Below are 19,750 nucleotides of genomic sequence, written 5' to 3'. Positions count from 1 at the left end.
GCTAAGTGCAGAATGAATGACGAACAAAACAGGTGCCACGAACATAAAAGAAAATTCGATTGGTTCAGTCACACCTGCAATAAAGGAAGTGACGACAGCTGGAATCAAAATGGCTTTGACTTTGACTTTATTTTCTGGTTTTGCCGTTTGATACATCGCCAAACAGGCACCGATCAGTCCAAACATTTTTGAGATCCCACGAGCGTCCCAAATGACACTTTGCGATAATACGCGGACTGCTGGGTCAGCAATTTCCGCAAAATAAATGTTTCGTGCCCCTTCAAAGACTTGACCGCCAACTTCTGCGACACCGCCTAATGAAGTATACAAAAACGGCGTGTAGATCAAGTGATGCAAGCCAGTTGGAATCAATAAGCGTTCCAACATACATACAAGAAGATACCAAAGTTGCCCGTTTGTTGAATGATGCCGCCTAAACCGTCGATGCCAGTTTGTATTACTGGCCATATAAACGTGGAAACGATGGCTAATAACACGACGACCGGAATCAAGACAATAAAGACGAAGCGCGCGCCACCATAAACTTGAAAGGCATTGTTAAAGCTCGTATCGATGAAACGATTGTGGACCAATGCCACGACGATTCCTAAAATAATGCCAAGAAAGACTCCCATATCCAGCACTTGGATCCCTAAAACGATCGCTTGCCCTGAACCTTGAAGCGCATCGGCTGGAACCAACATCCCCCGAAGCTCCATGAATTTGTTCATGGCATTTAAGAAGACGAAATATCCTAACAACGCGGTAAATCCCGCTTCAGCCTTTTTCTTATTGGCTAGCCCTAGAGCGATCCCAACACAAAAAATAATGCCTAAATTGGTTAAAATCGGTAATAAGGAAGCGGATAAGATACTACCAAAACCGGTGGTTATCGGATTATCCAAAAAAGGAAACTGCTCAAGCAAGCGTACATTTGTAAACACATTCCCAACGGCAATCAATATCCCTGCGATCGGCAAAATCAAAACAGGCACAAACATTGCCTTGGAGAATTTCTGCATCGCATCCATCACTTTTTCTTTCATTGAGGAAACTCCTTTGTAGTTGATTTGTAGGTTCATTATAGGAAACATTTGTTACTAATAGAATAGCAAACGTTTTCAATTTAATGCATTTCAAAGATTGGAACGTGTTTCATCCATGACAAAGTACATAAAAAAATGCATTATCACGGTTGATCAATCCCTCCCTGAAAAAATGACGTGAATTATCTTGTGGCTAAGGGGCGATAAAAGACAAGGAAGAATATAATCTTTTAGTTATCCAAGAAAAACCAATAGCTAATAGTACCTCTAGTCCTTTGAGCAAAAAAGAAGCTGCAATTCGCTGCAGCTTCTTTTTGTTTATTGTTAAGGAACAAATGAAAGTTCCCAAAGAATGGTTGCTGAATATCTCGTGGCTTGAGGAGTCGCACTAATTGGCACCTCAAGTTTGACACTTTGATCCATTGTGTCTCGATCGCCAAAGCGCTGGACCCAAGTGCCTCTGCCTTGATTGGCACCTGCTTGTGCGATTATCTCCGCATTTCCAACAGTCAGTGCTGCTTGCTTTTTATGAGTAGGTGGATCAGACACGTTTTCTCGACTCGTTACTACATCGATATTGTCTAATAAAATTCTAGCACCAGTCAGTTGATGCCCTTCATCACTTTCAAAAGGCTCTCGTAAGGTTGCACGGAGGGTCCAACCGGAATTTTCCCTCCTCCGATCTGAAACCTGCACATAATTAGGGCGTAGATTATCATTTGGATCAGCCGGCTGAAGGAGTTTTTGCGGCAGGGCATCGTAGGTCGTCGTTTCTGACCGAATGCCAACTGTCCCAAACTGGAATTGGGAAACAAAATCCAAGCTGACAAACCCTTGTTCTTCATCAATCTCAGGCGGATTCTCAGGATTTACTTGCGTATCCGGATCAAGAGGGTCTACTGGTTGCGGAGTACTTTCCAAACCATAAACTAGCCAGTATTCTTGTTCAGCTCGGGTGACTCTTGTTTCCAACGGCTGACCGTCCCGCTCGTAAAGATATTGATAATAAGGAATTGTCAAAGGCAAGATATCAACCGATTCATTTACGAATTCTCCTTGATAGGTTGGTTCCCTCAGTGTTATCCCTTCTTCATCTATATGATTGATCTTGATGTTCGATGGCACGCGATCAAATAAAAAAGTCACCTCCTGATGGAAAGGCTGCGGCATAATATCAAATGTACCTGGGTCAAAGTGTTCTGTGTCAAACTCAACCCCGTAATAGTCATACCCTAACTGATAGGGTTCATCGCTCTCTCGGTTCTTGGGGTCAAGGGTATGAAGGAAACGTAATGGTAGTTCTAATGTTTCAGTTGGTAGAATATCCTCCCCTGTCTCTCGATCTCGATAATTCACATGGACGGTTCCGGTACCAATGTAATAATTCATCTCTTCAAAATAAAAGGTATGGCGATCACTTCTCGCACCAGTACTACCGGATATAATAAATGCCATTGCAGAAATATCTGATGGCTGCCAATCACTGATGTCACGTTCCCAAATCATATCTCTATAAGTAACTTTAAACCAGCGACCTTCATTATTTGGCTGATATTCAATTAGGATCGGGTCATCTGCTCCATTTCTAGCACCCGTAGTTGCTGCTGGAGCATCACCTTCCATATATGTTTCCAGTAATAATGGTGTCCTATGATAGATAAAGCCAGCAAAGGGCGCTCCATTGACAGCTATAGGGTCTCTTTCAACGATAAACCTATTCTGGTCAAAAAAACCTCGAGTAGTATTATAGTTATTGTCTAGTTTAAAAGCAAAAGCATCCCTCAAACCTCCGATTCCAAACGCATTGCCCTCATAACCTATTCTATTGGTCTCAGAATTGTGAAAGCCAAATGCCATACCGTCAGCACCAAGTGGTTTAGACCCAATATTGGCTTTACCTTTAAGCGTAAATGGCTGATCCAGACTAATTCTGTCTTTTAAGGTAACATAACCGACTGACCCAGATATATCTTCTGTTAGTACTAATAGCCCTGTTTCATCATTGTAAGTAGCAGTGCCTTGGACATCAAAGTGTTCTCTAAAATTGCTTTTGTTAATTGTCACTTCGACCATCTGTCCACTTCTATCATCTACTTCTGGCTCTCTCGCTTCCGCATCCGCAGCCTGATCTGCTTCCGCAGAGTCATTCTCTTCTTCCGTCGAATCAGTGTCTTCGGCATCCGTATGATCTAAGATCAGCAGGCGCTGCGTAGCAGTCTCGGCAACGATGATCTCATATTCTCCGATCGTATCCACAAGAATCGGTAAGACAAAAGTCGTTTGTGGGGTCTCGCTGTTCAGCTGCCACACACCTTCGTGGTCTGTTGCTACCACCTTTAGTTCATCGTTCAAAGCTTCCTGATCAATGCTTACTTCCTGAGGCAACGCGATGTCCACCGTTTCGAGGGCAACTTCTGAGTAGAAAATAAAATCTATTATGTGCTCGACCTCGCCTTGGATCAATTCCTCCGCAAAGGAGATTTTTCCACTCACTTCATCGTCGGCCTTCTCCTCGTGTTCTTCCTCTGGTGTCCACGAAAAAATCGTCTCGGCATTCATGATTGTTAATGTTGTAATCAGTGGGAGTAAGGCAAGTAGAACCAGCAACCACTTATTTTTTTTGCGAAAAAATGAGTTCATCGCATTCACTCCTAAATGTCATTTCTCTTATTTTTCCCATGGGATCTAGCCCCACTTAGGGAATGTTGATTTCCCTTTTTTGATAAGTTGTTTTACTACGTATATGTTAAGTGCGGTGATCAGCAAGAGACTTCCAAGAATCACCCAATCCAACCGGTGAATGAAGTTTGTCTGGGGCAGCTGCCCGCCGGGTTTACCCGTGTCTTGCGGTGGACGCGGAACAGGACCGGTTGGCGGAGATGGTTCTGGTTGATCCACAGGCTCATAAATCCCGGTAAACATCACTGTCCCTTCCGTTTCCGTTGAACGTCTCTCATCGCCAAAACTCGTTCTTGTAAAACCGAAAGCGAACAATAAGACCAAACATACTTTCAAAGCCCTTCCTCTAATAGACGCACCGTTAATATCCATTCTCCCTCCTCCTTGTGAGTTGTTCATTTCGAAAACCATCGTTTTTGAGACGTGTTATTTTTTTAGGTAGATTTCTTTACAAAAGTCTAAATAGTACTGTTTAAATGGGATTCATTCTTTTTTGATCATTGTCGTATTTGATATCTCAAAAACGATGGTTTTCAAACATGTCATACTAATTATATCGATGTTCTACTTAGAATAAAATTCACGATATTCCTCGATCGATGAATATCCTGCATGAAGTTTAAAAAACATACGTTTCATTCATATGTTATTTTTGCAACTATTTTAGAAACTTGCCATCACCCTTTTATACAACAAAAAGCTCAATGATTTTAGATTACGTTATTCCCGTAATCCTCGACACCTTGAATCAACGCTTCATGTCAGGCGCCCCTCTCATTTTCTTTAAACAAGACTGAACCTTAATTAGCTTGCTAAAATTCAAAAAAACAAACTGTTCCAAAAGTCATCAAGAGAAAAGCATCTTGATCCATTGAACCAGTTTGTTTTTTCATTTATTAAAGGAAAAACGTTTCTCATTCCCCTGCGGATAAAGAAAACTGACGAACCGTCTCCGACAACGCTTCCACTAAGAAAAGACAAGGAATTTGCGTCGTCAAATCTTCATACTTGTTGATGCGTTTTACATCAACTGAATAGTCCAAGACATAATCGGACATTCGTCCCAGAGTGCTATTGGCATCACTGGTGATCGCTACCGTGGTGAAGTCTGGATTGTTACGAAACCCATTGACGACTTCAATGATCTCGGTAGTCATTCCCGTGATGGACAAGACGACGATCATATTATCCGAAGTATGCTTCAACTTAGCAAAAATGGGGTACGTATTATCCACTAATGCATAGCTATTAAACCCAATCGTAGCAAAACGGCGGGCAGCGTATTCACACATGGAACCAGAGGCACCGATGCCATAAAAAATGATGTTGTCGCATTCCAACATTCTTTCTGCGATCCGACGAATCTTTCCTTCAATATCTCGCGGAAAATGTTCAGCATTCAGGACATTCATGCTGCTATAAAAACTAACGGCATCTAATTCAGGGACTTTAAACTGGGTACGAAACTCCGTAAAGCTTTCGTACCCTAATTTACGGATAAAGCGCATGACCGAAGAAGCTGAAGTGTGGGATTCAAGCGCGATCTCCCGGACACGCATATAGGGAATCTTATCACTTTGGCTGGACATGTAATGATAGATTGCACGATCGGTCTCTGATAACTCATTGAAATCGATTTTTCCAAAAAAAGACATGTTAAACGCTCCTATTATTTTGTTCTCCTATCAATGTACCATAAGCCGGCAGAAACATCACAACTGTTTGACAAGGAACAATTCCATCGGCTGTTCAAATCCAGGACTTGTCAAAAGTAACCCACCGGCATCTTGGTAACCGAGTTTGCGATAGAAATGCTGTGCCTGCTCGTCGACTTGTGTGGAAGTCAAGCAAAGAGCATGGCCAGCTGCTTTTTGCTGTTGTTCCCAATAAGTAACCAACCGTTTCCCGAGTCCCTTGCCTTGATGCGCTTCTGCGATCACTAACATGGTACAAAAAGGAATCGTGTCCCAGAAAAAAATGTAGCGCAGTAACCCTACTGGCTGTTCGTCTGCAACTATCACATAAGCAGTTTTTTCCATTATCTTTTTGGCGAAGACTTCCTTTGGTAAGTGAGTATCCAAAGAAAACCAAAATGCTTGATCTGCAGCTACTGCCGGTCGAATCGTAATCACTGATGTTTCGTCCCTTCCTGCTGTCTTTTTTGTCTTATCTTTGAAAAATGGTCTATTTTAGTCACTTTCTGTCTTTTCGTATTCAGAAAGCAATGCTAAAAAGGCGTCGCCATACTTATCCAACTTGTTTTGGCCAACTCCTTTGATCTGTAAAAACTCGATCGGCGTTTTTGGCTGAACTTCCGCCAATTCTCGCAGTGTTTTATCAGAAAAAACCACATACGGCGGCAAATTTTGTTCTTGTGCGAGATTCAATCGTAAGGTGCGCAGTTGATCGAACAGTTCATCATCAACCACTAACTGTTTGACTTTGGTTTGTTTTCTATAAACTTTTGCTTTTCCAAGCAACACATCAATCCCCGCATTGGTCACACTTAACAAAGGGTATTGCCCTTCTGACGGCAAAAGATACCCTGATGCTGTTAAATAATCGATCAGCTGATTGACTTCCTTTTGGGACCAATCTTTCATTAATCCATAAGTTGGTAACTTTTCAAAGCCCCACTGTTTGACTTTTTGATCGCCAGAGCCAGTTAGCACTTTCCCCACCAAGGCTTTCCCAAAGCGTTCGCCCATTCGTTTCACACATGACAATACTTTTTGTGTATCCACTGTGATATCCACTTGTTCTCTTTCATCAAGGCAATTGCTGCAACGACCGCAATCGGGTCCATCTTCTCCGAAATAACGCAAAATATAGCGCTGCAAACACAGTTGGGTATGTCCGTATTGGCTCATCTCCCGCAACTTCAAGTATTCGTTTTGGCGATAAAGAATGTCTGATTCGGATTGATCGATAAAGAATTGCTGGATCTGCATGTCTTGCGGCGCATAAAGTAAGATCGCATCACTAGGTTCCCCATCTCGTCCAGCACGCCCTGCTTCTTGATAATAAGACTCCAAATTACCTGGTATCTGGGCATGGATCACGAAGCGGACGTTGCTTTTGTTGATTCCCATTCCGAATGCATTGGTGGCTACCATCACTTGTAGGCGGTCATAGAGAAATTCTTCTTGAAAAAAGGAGCGCTCTTCTTCTGAAAGCCCGCCATGGTAATACCCGACTGACACGTGTTCATGCTTCAACAGGTGATAGATTCGTTCCACTTCTTTGCGGGTGCTGGCGTAAATAATACCTGATTGTCCTTGGTTCATTTTCAAATATGTCGTTATGTAGGTATCTTTTTGATCCTTGACGACTTGAAAAGCCAAATTTTCCCGCGCAAAGCCGGTCTTGACTTGATTTTCAGCTGGAATCGAAAGTAAGTTTTCAATGTCTTCGGCAACTTTGGGCGTAGCTGTCGCGGTAAGGGCTACGATCGTTGGCTTTTGTTCCCAATTGTCGATCGTTTCGGCGAGCCGCAGATAGCTGGGGCGAAAATCATGCCCCCATTGGGAAATGCAGTGGGCCTCATCAACGGCTAACAAAGCGATCGGCATCTGCCGCAATGAGTAGCGGAAAGATTCTGAGTCTAAGCGTTCTGGCGAAACATAAAGCAGTTTGATTCGCCCTTGGCGTGCTTCTTGCAAGCGTTGATTGATCTGTGCTCCTGTCAAGGAAGAATTGATATACGCTGCTGGGATCCCCATATCAACGAGGCTGTCTACTTGATCTTTCATTAAAGAAATCAAAGGGGAAATGACCAAGGTGACCCCATCCAGCAAGAGCGCTGGCAACTGATAACAAATCGATTTCCCGCCACCAGTAGGCATGATTCCCAAAACATTTTGTTGTGTTAAAATAGATTGAATAATCGTCTCTTGACCTTCACGAAACTGTGAATAGCCAAAATGTTCTTTTAAGACTGTTTGAATAGTTTGCATAATACCCTCTTTTCCATTTTCTTATTATACGCAATTAAGTACGCAAAGAAAACGGCATTAAGAGAACTTTCGCTTTTTATTCGCTTTTCATTGAAATCAACCAAAGGAGTCTTCTACTATGAAAAAAGTTGTGATTATCGGCGGTGGGATCATCGGTTTGACCCTCGCCAATTATCTTGATAAAACCAAATTTGACGTGACTGTCATTGATTCCCTTATCGGGCAAGCAACGTCTGCTAGCGCTGGCATCATCTCCCCTTGGCTCTCCAAACGCCGCAATAAAAAATGGTACCAGTTAGCACAAGACGGTGCCGCGTTTTTTCCACAATTGGTGCGGGATTTTGCTTTGGATGAATCCATCTATGCCCCCTGTGGCACTTTGGTGGTGCGACCAGAAAAGGCGCTTCAAGAACTGGCAGAATTAGCTGAAAACCGACGTAAAGCGGCACCAGAAATCGGTGAAATCGACTTACTGACGAGCCCACAAACCAAAGAGGTATTGCCAATACTTAAAGAAATGCCCTCTTTACGGATCTCAGGCGGTGGTCGCTTAGATGGCCAAGCTTATCTTGCCCACTTAAAAGCAACTGCTCAGCAGCAGCAAGTTGCTTTTATTGAAGAAAAAGCTGAGATCGTCAGAAACGACAACCATTGGCAAATCAAAACAAAGAATCAACTCCTTGAGGCGGAGATTCTTTGCCTGACAGCTGGACCGGGATTGCTAGACTTGTTATCACCTTTAGGGTATCAGGTTGATATCCGTCCGCAAAAAGGCCAGTTGCTCTCTTTTGCCTCCAGCCTGCCGACAAACAGTTGGCCGGTCGCCATGCTAGAGGGCGAGGGTGACTTGATTCCCTTCTCTGATGGGCAAATTTTATTAGGAGCCACCCATGAAAACGATGCGGGTTGGGATTTAACACCAACGGAAGCAGCCCAGCAGCAATTAATGACAGGAATCGGTGCTTTTCTTGAAGACCCCGAAGCACTCTTTGCATCGCCTATGACCATGCGCGTTGGCACGCGTGCCTATACTTCTGATTTTGCACCGTTCTTTGGGGAAGTGCCTGATGAAACGAATTTGTTCGCCGCCAGTGGACTTGGTTCTTCTGGGTTAACGACCGGGCCTTATATCGGTTATCTCCTAGCCAATCGGATCAATGATGGAGGGTCTCAACCCAAAAATTTCTCGAGCTACACAAAACCGATGACAGAATATATCAAGAAGCATCTTTGACAGAAGATTAAAAAACCACCAGAGCCGCTAAGGTCTGGTGGTTGTCACTGTTAGTCTTGCAACATTACGGTACAGTCTTCTAGCTGATCGCTAAACATATTCTCCTGTTTCCCAATAATCGAGTAACACTTCATTGATGATCTCACGATCCAGTGGTTCTCGGAAATCATCATCAAAGGCATCTTCGATTGGAACATCGCCAACAGCTTTGATACAAACTGGAACGACGGGATCTGGGTGATCTTCTGCGGTCAACACTTTTTCAATTTTGATCTTATGCGTCCAATCTGCCCCCATATCATAAATGTAGGTCATGGACTTGCAATACTGAAAATCTTGGTCAATACCGGAAGCATCCGTTGGTACGGAATTGCCTAAGCCGATCGATTTCGAACCGGCAATAAACAAGTACAAATGTTGATTCATCCACTCAAAGGCAATCTGAATCAACATATGCAGCTGCTCATAGGTCAGCCCTGCAGGAATGATCAAACGACGCCAAATTGGCGGACGGTATCCTTCTAAATCAATACGGATCTGATAGGCGACTGGTGTATTCGCCGTTTCATCAAAGGCCGTATGTTTCGTTGGAAATGGGACGATTTTTGGCGAGATTGCAGCAATACGCGGGTCATCAACAGGCAATAGTTCATGTTCTTCAGGATCGGTGTCTTGAATCATCGCTAACATCGCTTCTTTCTTTTCAGCTGACCAAAACTGGGGTTTGGACATCCGTGCGAAAAAGATAGGTTGTTTTTCAGCCAATACAAAGGCGATTTCTTGGTATTGTGATTTGGTGATATGCTTTTCTTTATACATGCAGTAATAAAAGTCTTCAATGGCTGTTTTGGCAAACGGAAGAAAATTTAAACTGTACGGTACTTCTTGAGGCAGCATTTCGGTGTACACCGATTCGACAAAGACTTTGTCTTTTAACTTAGTCATGCCACCATCTGTTTCCGCGCAAAAGATCAAGTAAAAAACAGGATCTAAGTAGTGTTCAAGATCGTCGTCACTAACCACACTTGGTCCGCCATACAAATCAACGTGATCCATCATGCGGTCAATCACTTTCGCTAATTTCTTCAATGTTTTTTCCAAAAAAATTCTCGCTCCTTCCTATCAAGTTTACTTTGACGAAAAGAGCGAGGATTGTCAATCTTTTTTTTTAATGGGAAAGCATTTCCTGTGCAATTTCTAATCCACTCATCCCAGTTGGGTAATAGGTTGGCCAATGATCCATTTCTTCTAATAAGGCTTCATGACTATCATTGCCGAAGTAGATATGGAAATGATGGGACGCACTTGGTGCGATCATATGGTCGCTGAATTGAATGTATTTGAATGCCGCATCTTCGTCAGTGCTTTCAAACAAGAAACGTACGCCACGGTTACCAGCGGAATAGTTCAAAATCTCTTTGCCAGTATACACATAATTGGCTTCTTTCTCTGTGCCATCATCGAAGATAAACGTCATTGTATTGTCTGTGATCTTGATCTGAGCAACATCTGTTTGATAACCGGTCGTATAATACTCTTTGTATTCGTCAGCCGTCATTTTCTTGTCCATTTTTGCTTTATAATCAAACACTTGGTCTAATGTTCCGTCTTGTAAAAATGGATACACGGATTGCCATTCTCCTGCCCAATCAGATAAGGGACGATCTTGTACATCTGCATCCTCGAAATAACCGTTATAAACCGTTTTTTCTTTTTCGGCTTCCGCTATTTCTTTGTCATTTGCTACATCGGTCGTTTTTCTCAAGGCATCACGGTTTTGTTCCATAATCGAAATATAGTCTTCCCCGTTATCCATTTGTTCTTGGGTCAAGCCTTCTAATGGGTTCAAAACAGCCAATTCGACTCCTGCTTCTGATGCTAACGTCCGGGCAATGCTGTCTTTGGCATTTTCTTCAAAGTAAATCGTTTGAATGCCTGTTTCTTGAACGAACTCTTTTAGTTCTGCGATTCGTGAAGCGGAAGGTTCCTCGCTTGGTGAAAGACCAGAGATCGGTACTTGGGTCAACCCGTATTCCAACGCCAAGTAACCAAAAGCTGCGTGCTGGGTCACGAAGTGATTTTGCGCTGGATTGCTAAACGCTTCTTCATAAGATGCATGAAGCTCTTGTAATTTTGCTAAATAATTCGCAGCATTTTCAGCAAAGGCTGTCGCTTTCGCAGGATACGCCTCACTTAGTTGGTCACGGATCGCTTCTACTTGTTTCATGGCTAAGCTTGGTGCTAACCAAACATGGGGATCCAATTCATGGGAATGACCATCATCGCCATGATCGTGGTCATGGTCATGATCCTCGTCTCCAGGAAGTAAGACCATTCCTTCTGTGGCTTTGACCACTGTCACATCTCCATCATTTAACGTAGCTTCAATCGAAGGAACCCACATTTCCATGTTTTCATTGTTATAGACAAAGACATCCGCATCTTGGATCTTTGCCATGTCCTTTGCAGACGGTTCGTAGTCGTGGGAATCAGTGCCTGCGGGCATCAATAATTCGACCTGCCCTTCCTCCCCTACGACTTGGCGTGTAAAATCATACATCGGATAAAACGTGGCCATGACCTGAATTTGTTCATTCTCAGAAGAGGCGTTTCCTGACTGCTCCGTAGCGTCAGATCCCCCTTGACCACAGGCAGCCAAAGCGAGGGCTACTGCTGATAACATCGTTATTTTAAAAAACTTCTTCATTTTCTAACTACACTCCTTTTATTTTTCCTCTTTTTCTTTCCCTTGGTAAAATACTGATAAATCAATTACGATTTATAAAAACAAAACGTAACGTTTACGTTTTACCATCGGTTTTATACTTTACACAACTATTTGCAACCTGTCAACCGCTTTTTCACTTGTTTTTTTATATGTAAAAACCTTCATATGTACCACCACAGATATCAGCGAAGAAATTTCCTTGAAAGACTTGCTCTGCTGATTTCTTTCAATCGTCGAACATCTCTTTTTATTGTCCTTTGCTGGGTCCTGTGCTACACTCGAGGGGTAATTGAATAGAAGATTATCCACTAGGGGCGCTTTATGCTGAGATAGACGTAAGTCTGGTCCCTTAGAACCTGATTTGGTTAGTACCAACGTAGGGAAGTGGCAGCGCATGATTTTTCGCGTTCCCATTTTTTCTGTCTACGTGTGGATAGAAAAAGGAGGAACGCTTTTTTTGTAGACAGAAAAACCATCGAGAGGAGAAGAGAAAATGACAAATGAACCAATCGCCTGTACCGCAGGCGGGATCGATATCACTGGGTGCCGAGTAAGTTTGTACCCCATGAAAGACCACTTTGCGCAACAAATCGTAACGAGCATTGAGCGGACGGATACAACAGCTGTTTGGCAGCAAACCGATCTGTTCAGCACCCTTTTCCGAGGGGAAGCCCCAAGTGTTGTCGATGCGGCAGCTGGGCTATTTATCAACGCTTACGAATCCAAGACACACCTCGTGGGTGAGTTTACTTTTTCCAAGGGCTGTCCTGGCGATTCTGCAGGTGACGCGTTTTTGAATGGAGAACAGGCACAACCCAATAAAGCAAGCAATCTTGTAAATGGTACGTTTGACGTGGATTGCAAATATTCGTTTTATGTATTTGGGGAAAACAATTATATGGAAGAAATCGCCACCATCGTCCAACTGGCAGAAACCTATGGTCTGGCGCCTCGCTCCGCCCATTATGTCACGATGCTGACGGGAACGGCCAACCAACTCTTTGGGTATTTTGAAGCGGCATTAGCGTATGCCCATGACTATCTCCCCCATTATGTGTTAGAAGCAACAGTCTCAGTCAACAGTCCTTCCAAAGACAAGGCGGTGTCGCATGACTAAATGGGTCTTAAAAGATGTCATTATGGTGGGGATCGCTTCGTTGATTTTTGGCGTGATCTATTTGGGCGCTGTTCATTTTGGGCTGTTGTTAGGTACGCTTTTAACACCCTTTGGTTTGTCTGTTTTAGCGAATGAGTTTATTTTCGGGGTTTGGTTCATGGCAGCGGCTTTTGCTGGCTATGTGCTGCGTAAACCGGGCGCAGCGACGATCACTGAGATGATCGCCGCACTTTTAGAAGTGTTTATGGGGAATTTTTATGGACCGATTATTTTTATCAGCGGGTTTGTACAAGGGATTGGAACAGAAGCTGGCTTTGCATTGGGTGGCTACCGTCGCTATGGCTGGTTCCCTTTGATCACTGGTGCCATTGGCGCCACGATCACGAGTTTTCTTTGGGGGATCATTCGGTCAAATTTCGTTGACTTGCAATGGCAGTTGTTGGCGCTGATTTTTATCATTCGCTTGCTTTCTTCTTTATTCTTTTCCGCCTTTTTGGTGAAGATCGTCTGTGACCATCTGACACGCATGGGCGTTCTCAACAGTTACCCGATTGCTGAAGACCAAACCATTAGCGCCAAACGAGAAGCGGCATGAGTCTGCTCGTGAAAAACGGCTGCTTTTTTGTGGATCAAAAACGGCTTGATCTGACACTGTCTTTAGCCCCCGGAGAAACAAAAGGAATCTATGGTGCTTCAGGAACAGGCAAAAGCACTCTTTTCCACCTCTTAGCGGGGCTTAACGAGAAAGGGTTTGAGGAAGGAACCTATACGATCGATGACCGAACGCTAAACCAGCTTTCCATTCGAGAAAGAAGCACGTCGATCAGCTTACTGTTTCAAAATCCAGATATGCAATTTTGTATGGCCACGCCTCGAGAAGAACTACTGTTTTGTCTTGAAAATCAATGTATTCCCCAAGCCGACATGCCAAAAAAAGTAGCGGAAGCCTTGACGTTTTGCGAGATCAGCCATCTTGCCGATCAGCCCTTTACGACCTTGTCTGGCGGTGAGAAACAGTTAGTAGCATTGGCTTGTTGTCTGATTTTAAAGAGTCGCTACTTGCTTTTGGATGAACCATTTGCCAATTTGGACGCTGACACAAGTCAAAAAATCATTCGAAAACTGCGACAGCTCCAAAAGCAACATGCCATTGGCATCTTACTGATCGACCATCAAATCAAAGAAACTGCTGACTGGGTGGCTGAGTGGCTGCTGATTGAAGAAGGGTTCAGATCCGTCGATCAAGAAAAGATGCGCACACTCGATCAGGAGCTGCGCAGGTCACTACCGCCTGTTGAGATTAAGAAACTTTCTGCAAAAGAGCGGCTATCTTTTCAAGATTTTCGCCTGCCGATCCGTAACCAAGCGATTGTTTTTCCGAATCTTACCTTTGATAGTGGGGCAATGATTGGGCTTACCGGACGTAGCGGCAGCGGCAAATCTTCTTTTTTAAAAGCGATCTTGCAGCAGCAGGCGTACTCAGGAACCATTCGCCTGTGCGGGGATCCGATCAAGAAGCATCCCTCCCCTTTTCGGTCCATCAGCTGGATCATGCAAAATCCGCAGGACCAGTTTTTGGCTGCTACAGTGGCACAGGAGCTTAGCCAAGGACGTGCAGCGACCGAGAGTGACAAACTGCTGGAAAAATTGCGACTGCAAAACAAGAGCACTCAGTCCCCTTTTCTACTCAGCCAAGGCCAGCAAAGACGCTTGGCAGTAGCAGCTTTATTGCAGCGACCAGTCAAATTACTGTTGGTGGATGAACCGACCTATGGCCAAGATGTCAAGCAAGCTTGGCAGGTCATGCAGCTGTTAGCCGAAAAAGCCGCAAGTGGCACCTTGGTTTTGATCGTTAGTCACGATGTCTTATTATTGGAAGCATTTTGTTCACAAATCATTGATTTTAATCATTATGAAAAGGAGGACATAGATGCGCACCCTCAACCCGACAGTCAAGTTATTCGCCATTTTAGGACTCGCCTTACTGGTTTCTTTTCAAAATAATTTCAGATTGAATCTGCTACTCTGTGTCCTGTTCTTTGCTGTTTCTGTAAACGAACGCTCTTTGAAAAAAAGCCTTTTGCTTGTTTCTGCATTGACCTTGGCAGCTGTGGGGGTCTTTTTCACCGGACTCCTTTACTACCAGGACAACCAAGGTGGCTCCTCCTCAGCAGCAGCTATGCGCTATGGACTTGACATGGCGAGCCGTATCTATTGCTTTGGTATGTTGGGCAGTTCTTTCAGTGTATCGACCACGATCAATGAGCTGATTTATTCGCTGCAGCAACAGCTGCGACTCCCCGCCGTTTTTGCCTATGGTCTGCTCGCTGCGTTTCAAATTGCGCCCATCATTCCAGCCGAGTATCAGAATATCCGTAATAGCATGCGTTCTAGAGGAATCCCTGTCAATCCATTTTCATTCAAGATGCTGATCCCTTTACTGGTCAAATCGATTCGTTGGTCTGAGCTCTTGGCGACTGCGATGCTTTCAAGAGGATTTGACAGCGAGGCAAAGCGAACCTACGCCAAGTCATTTCGCATCACTTTCGCCGATATGCTCTTTCTATCTTTTTGTCTGATAATCGGCCTCGCTGGAACACTGCTCTTATGAAGGGGAAAAAGAAAAAAAGCCAAAGAAACGGCAGTGTTTCTTTGGCTTTTTCCTCCTTATGTCTAAGAGATGATTGATTTTTTTATGGATCCAGATTTGATTTGATAGAGCGTTACAAACAAGGTGGTCACTAAAATATACATTGCGAAAAGGAAATACATGTTTTTAAAAAGCTGGATCGTCGTTTGATTGAGCCAAGCCCCTACTTTAGGGATATAAAAAATTGGTTGCCCAATCAATTGGCTTTTTTGGATTTCTTTTGGTTCCATCTGGCTTTGGTTATCACCGATCGCATAAAGCACCGATTGGTTTTCTCCCACTGCAACGATTCGCCGTGTGCGCATCTGCCTGCCGTGATCGACATAATAGGTCACTTCATTGCCAACGACCAAATTGTCTTCTGAAGCCTTTTTAACAAAAAGCAATGTCCCTTCGGAATATGTAGGTTCCATTGCATCGCTGTTAACGATGGCCATTGTGAAACCAAACGCATGAGGAATCACGACCGCTAAAACAGAAATCAGCATAAACAGCAGTACAAAAAGCGAGAGCATGATACTTTGTTTTGGCAAAAGTTTCATTTTCTTTTCTCCTTCTAAGCCTCAGTTTCTTTTTCGATTCTATAACATAATTAAATTTTTTTCAAATATTTAAAAACGAATTATTGAATTTTTATGCGCATTTTTTCTGATTATTATTTGACATTGTTTTACTATTTATATTATGCTAAAGGCGATTAAAAAACATAGGAGAAAAAGTATACTTTTTTTAAATAACAAGTTCTTTTTAAAACGTTGGATTCCTTTTATCCTACTCGTTCTATTTTTGCTAGGAAGCATCAGTTTTTTTCTTATACTCTTCCTATCTCCTACTTCTGATAACCATACCGTGGAGAAGAAGGAAGATTGGATTTTTTATGCGGAAGACAATCCTGATTCTACTTTTATTAGCCGTTATGTGAAATATTTACCTAGCGTAAAAGCGAATGATCGATTTGTCATGCAGCGAAAAATGACCAATGAATACAAATATCCAACGATGCTACTGATTGGCGATCATCAACACATGACCGTCTATCTGGATAATCAAGAAATTTATACCAATGAAGCTACCGAACATTCATTGACCTTCAACCATCCTGGCAAAACCTTATCTTTTATCACATTGCCAGAGGATTACGTTGGAAAGACGTTGAAGATCTACGTGACTAGTCCTTTCGACACTTATTCTGGCTTTCCAGCCGAGGTCTTTTTCGGCCCTGCCAATGCATTGATCGGTTATGTTTTTAGTCTTTCAATTTTGAATATCTATATCCTCTTATTTACCGGATTTATTTGTATCCTTAATTTATTTTATCTCTTCGTTTCTTTTATCAACCAAAGAAAGCTGAAAGTATCTTCCATCTTATTCAGCGCCTTTGCTTTAAGTGCAGGTTTAGAAGCCGGCTTCGGGGATCTGCTGGGCGGACTGCTTTTTTCTCCCATCGTGAATTCATTTATGTTAAATTTTCTTTCGATTATTACGCCCATGTTTTTGATTGGGTTTTACTACACAAACATGCACTTCGTACGTAAGTATTATCAGAAATGGTTGTTTGTTCACTACTCCTTCGGGATCTTTGCCATGTTTCTGGCACTTTTTCAAAAACAAAGTTTGCCAGTCGTCATGAACTATCTGTTTTTATTAAACATCACCAGCACCTTTGTGACTTCGTTTGCGGCGATTTATGAGGCGTTAAAAAAGAATCAATTTTATGTCCTTTGTGCACCTTGGATCGTTGTCGCGGCAATCGGTCATGGGTTCTTGTATATCCAGGATATTTTAGTCCTCCCGCAATCTGACATCAATTGGCGCTCGATCATCTTTTTCTTACTGATACTTATTTTTACTTGTTATGGGTTCCTCGAACTCTTTTTTGCCAGTGAAGGCAAAAATAAGCAGATCGACACGGCAGACATCAAAGTGCGATTATATGAAAATCAGCAAGCGATCGGTCCAGATCAAACGGCACAATGGCAGCAAATTTTACAAACCATCAAAAAGAGAACCCATACCGTTAAGGACATGTTAGAAGATGAACAACTAGCGGCTGCGTATGAAGGTCTTTGCGAGATTGAAGAAGAAATCAAGCAGCAGCTAACGATCCCTGCGGTTGAAAAAGAATCGATCACGACGATGCTGCTTGCTGATTATCAACACACTGCCGCTCAAAAAAGAATCACGCTTACCTGCGATGACCTCACGGAACCACTGGAACGATTGGAAGAAAATGATCGTCTGTCCTTGATCGCCCATTGCTTAGAGTACGCCATCCGCTACACCTGTTCGGTCACAGATCCTCAAAATCGCAGGCTTTCGTTGAAAGTGACTGACACAAAAGAACAGCTACATATCGACTGTCAAATGCCGCTTTTAACAGAGGATGAGGCAGAAAAACTACAGACTGATGAAGCAAAACGACAGGCGATCCATACCGATGTGCAAATGCTGGAACAAATTTGTCTTGTCTATCAAGGAAGTATGCGTATCGAGGATTCAGATGGTTTTCATTTTTTGCGTTTGACACTTGCCGCTAAGGCGGATCTGCTGTCTTTTGACTGACTGCCTTTTCCCCGATACGTTAAACGGTCTATTTTAAGAAAAAGCGAAAAAACTCTTGCTTTTTTCGCTTTTTCGCTTTAGCATGATAAAGAACAGCAACAAGCATTGGAATAGTAGTTTTATGATGGTCTTAGAGAGTCGGTGGCAGCTGAAAAATCGACACCCGCTGATAAAATGAACCTACCCAATGGCAATGACCGTAAAACGGTCGGTGGAAAGGCCTTATCCTTTACGAGTTGGATTATCCCGATCGATAATCAACAAAGGTGGTACCGCGAAATCCAAGCATTTCGTCCTTTTTTAGGACGAGATGCTTTTTTATTTTTTTAAGGAGGAGAAACAATGACACAAAAAAATGATTTTACAGAATGGTATATCCAAACGATCCAAAAAGCCGAATTGATGGCTTACTCCCCAGTGAAAGGTTCCATTATTTTCCGTCCTGACGGCTTCGAACTTTGGGAGCATATTCAAGAGGAGTTCAATCGTTTCTTGAAAAAAGAAGGCATTCGCAATGCATACTTCCCAATGCTGATTCCGCAAAATTTCTTTATGAAGGAAGCGGATCATATCGAAGGCTTTGCCCCTGAATTACCTTGGGTCACAGAAGTCGGCAACGAAAAACTGGAAGAACCTTTGGCATTGCGTCCAACCTCAGAAACCATGATCGGCTCTGCCTTTTCTGATTGGATCAACTCCTACCGTGACCTGCCTTATGAAATCAATCAATGGGCAAACGTCTTTCGTTGGGAAAAGAAAACATTGCCTTTCTTGCGTACCTCAGAGTTTTTATGGCAAGAAGGCCATACCGCTCATGAAAATGAAGAAGATGCTCGTCAACGCACCATGAAAGTCTTAGATGAATATGCCCGCCTTTGCGAAGAATTCCTAGCGATCCCTGTTTATCGCGGACAAAAAACCCCTTCTGAGCGCTTTGCAGGGGCAGTTGATACTTATTCAATCGAAGCGATGATGAAAGACGGTAAAGCAGTCCAAGCAGGAACCAGCCACTACATGGGTACAAAATTTGCTGAAGCATTTGATATTACGTATTTAACGAAAGAAAACAAGCATACCTATGCCCACACAACCTCTTGGGGTGTCTCTACCCGCTTGTTAGGTGCCTTGATCATGACCCATGGCGATGAAAATGGTTTAGTTTTCCCACCAACCATTGCACCAACCCAAGTTGTGTTGTTACCAGTCGGTCCTTGGAAAAAGAATCCAGCCATCTTAGAAAAATTAGAAGAACTGTATGCCAACTTTAAAGCCAAGGGCATTCGTGTTCGTTTGGATGATTCTGATAACTCACCTGGCTATAAATTCAATGAATGGGAACTAAAAGGCGCTTGCTTGCGAATCGAATGTGGCCCAAGAGATTTAGAAGCTGGCAAAGTCATGGTCAAAGTCCGTGACCTACCTGACAAGCAAACAGTCGCTCTTGAGGAATTAGAAGCGTTTGTTGACCAAGAATTACAAGCAATGACTCCACGTTTATTAGCAGCTGCGAAGGAACGTAACAAAGATAATGAGTACACCAACATCGATACATTGGATGAACTAAAAGCCCATATCGAAACGTGCAAACAAGAAGACAAAGTGACTGGTTTTGTTTTGATCGGTTGGGACGGCTCGGAAGAAACCGAAGCCAAAATCAAAGAAGAAACTGGCTTTACTACTCGGAACATTCCGTTTGAAGCGCCAATGGAAAAAACGGTCGATATCGTCAGCGGGAAACCTGCCAAACACACCGTTTGGATCGCCCGCGCATACTAATA

The 19,750-nt window shown here is 43.1% G+C and carries 15 protein-coding genes, 1 pseudogene, 1 riboswitch and 1 other annotated feature; of the genes and pseudogenes, 7 read left to right on the top strand and 9 right to left on the bottom strand.

Annotated elements, in window-relative coordinates; translation table 11 throughout:
• Window positions 1–57 precede the first annotated feature (57 nt).
• The 6 genes and pseudogenes from Q1X33_RS11785 to recQ form a co-directional block, all read right to left on the bottom strand.
• Window positions 58–1,001, bottom strand: a pseudogene (locus tag Q1X33_RS11785) (PTS transporter subunit EIIC); the annotation flags it as partial.
• 369 nt (window positions 1,002–1,370) lie between these two features.
• Complete coding sequence (locus Q1X33_RS11780) at window positions 1,371–3,686, bottom strand: WxL domain-containing protein (protein WP_005229893.1); 2,316 nt, start codon at window positions 3,684–3,686, stop codon at window positions 1,371–1,373.
• A gap of 45 nt (window positions 3,687–3,731) precedes the next feature.
• On the bottom strand, window positions 3,732–4,097 hold the full coding sequence (locus Q1X33_RS11775; RefSeq protein ID WP_005229891.1) for a hypothetical protein: 366 nt from the start codon (window positions 4,095–4,097) through the stop codon (window positions 3,732–3,734).
• A gap of 542 nt (window positions 4,098–4,639) precedes the next feature.
• A complete protein-coding gene (locus tag Q1X33_RS11770; protein ID WP_005229889.1) occupies window positions 4,640–5,380 on the bottom strand; it encodes a MurR/RpiR family transcriptional regulator in 741 nt (246 codons plus the stop codon).
• 57 nt (window positions 5,381–5,437) lie between these two features.
• Complete coding sequence (locus tag Q1X33_RS11765) at window positions 5,438–5,857, bottom strand: GNAT family N-acetyltransferase (RefSeq protein WP_005229887.1); 420 nt, start codon at window positions 5,855–5,857, stop codon at window positions 5,438–5,440.
• Between the two features lie 57 nt (window positions 5,858–5,914).
• On the bottom strand, window positions 5,915–7,681 hold the full coding sequence (gene recQ, locus Q1X33_RS11760) for a DNA helicase RecQ (protein ID WP_005229886.1): 1,767 nt from the start codon (window positions 7,679–7,681) through the stop codon (window positions 5,915–5,917).
• 118 nt (window positions 7,682–7,799) lie between these two features.
• Here recQ and Q1X33_RS11755 point away from each other — a divergent pair, with 118 nt between their 5' ends.
• Window positions 7,800–8,915: an FAD-binding oxidoreductase gene (locus Q1X33_RS11755; protein ID WP_005229884.1), complete on the top strand. Its 1,116-nt coding sequence runs from the start codon at window positions 7,800–7,802 to the stop codon at window positions 8,913–8,915.
• A gap of 90 nt (window positions 8,916–9,005) precedes the next feature.
• Here Q1X33_RS11755 and Q1X33_RS11750 read toward each other — a convergent pair whose 3' ends face one another.
• Window positions 9,006–10,016, bottom strand: a complete 1,011-nt coding sequence (locus Q1X33_RS11750) for a plasmid pRiA4b ORF-3 family protein (RefSeq protein ID WP_034869351.1) — start codon at window positions 10,014–10,016, stop codon at window positions 9,006–9,008.
• A gap of 67 nt (window positions 10,017–10,083) precedes the next feature.
• Window positions 10,084–11,622 carry a zinc ABC transporter substrate-binding protein AdcA gene (locus Q1X33_RS11745; RefSeq protein ID WP_034869348.1) on the bottom strand — a complete coding sequence of 513 codons (1,539 nt, stop codon included), beginning with the start codon at window positions 11,620–11,622 and terminating at the stop codon, window positions 10,084–10,086.
• 321 nt (window positions 11,623–11,943) lie between these two features.
• A riboswitch (TPP riboswitch) is annotated at window positions 11,944–12,043 on the top strand.
• A 93-nt stretch (window positions 12,044–12,136) separates the two neighbouring features.
• Here Q1X33_RS11745 and Q1X33_RS11740 point away from each other — a divergent pair.
• The 4 genes from Q1X33_RS11740 to Q1X33_RS11725 are packed head-to-tail and all read left to right on the top strand — an operon-like array spanning window position 12,137 to window position 15,371.
• Entirely contained in the window at window positions 12,137–12,760 is a 624-nt protein-coding gene (locus Q1X33_RS11740) for a YkoF family thiamine/hydroxymethylpyrimidine-binding protein (RefSeq protein ID WP_005229877.1), read from the top strand.
• Complete coding sequence (locus tag Q1X33_RS11735; RefSeq protein ID WP_005229875.1) at window positions 12,753–13,355, top strand: ECF transporter S component; 603 nt, start codon at window positions 12,753–12,755, stop codon at window positions 13,353–13,355. Before Q1X33_RS11740 ends, Q1X33_RS11735 begins: the two co-directional genes overlap by 8 nt.
• Window positions 13,352–14,764: an ABC transporter ATP-binding protein gene (locus Q1X33_RS11730; protein ID WP_005229873.1), complete on the top strand. Its 1,413-nt coding sequence runs from the start codon at window positions 13,352–13,354 to the stop codon at window positions 14,762–14,764. The genes Q1X33_RS11735 and Q1X33_RS11730 overlap by 4 nt, the downstream gene beginning before the upstream one ends.
• Window positions 14,691–15,371, top strand: a complete 681-nt coding sequence (locus tag Q1X33_RS11725) for an energy-coupling factor transporter transmembrane component T (protein WP_270787822.1) — start codon at window positions 14,691–14,693, stop codon at window positions 15,369–15,371. The genes Q1X33_RS11730 and Q1X33_RS11725 overlap by 74 nt, the downstream gene beginning before the upstream one ends.
• A gap of 62 nt (window positions 15,372–15,433) precedes the next feature.
• Here the strand turns inward: Q1X33_RS11725 and Q1X33_RS11720 are convergent, their stop codons facing one another.
• Entirely contained in the window at window positions 15,434–15,952 is a 519-nt protein-coding gene (locus Q1X33_RS11720; protein WP_010749528.1) for a S24/S26 family peptidase, read from the bottom strand.
• A gap of 142 nt (window positions 15,953–16,094) precedes the next feature.
• On the opposite strand from Q1X33_RS11720, the gene Q1X33_RS11715 reads away from it, so the two are divergent.
• The gene (locus tag Q1X33_RS11715; protein ID WP_367652791.1) at window positions 16,095–17,972 is read left to right on the top strand and encodes a hypothetical protein; all 1,878 of its coding nucleotides are present in this window, start codon (window positions 16,095–16,097) and stop codon (window positions 17,970–17,972) included.
• 96 nt (window positions 17,973–18,068) lie between these two features.
• Window positions 18,069–18,273: a binding site (T-box leader), on the top strand.
• Between the two features lie 41 nt (window positions 18,274–18,314).
• Window positions 18,315–19,748 carry a proline--tRNA ligase gene (proS, locus tag Q1X33_RS11710; protein WP_005229862.1) on the top strand — a complete coding sequence of 478 codons (1,434 nt, stop codon included), beginning with the start codon at window positions 18,315–18,317 and terminating at the stop codon, window positions 19,746–19,748.
• Window positions 19,749–19,750: the final 2 nt, after the last annotated feature.

The organism is Enterococcus sp. B2E4, assembly GCF_030499455.1.
GTDB lineage: Bacteria > Bacillota > Bacilli > Lactobacillales > Enterococcaceae > Enterococcus_D > Enterococcus_D casseliflavus.
This window is presented reverse-complemented; position numbering and strand designations above follow the sequence as displayed.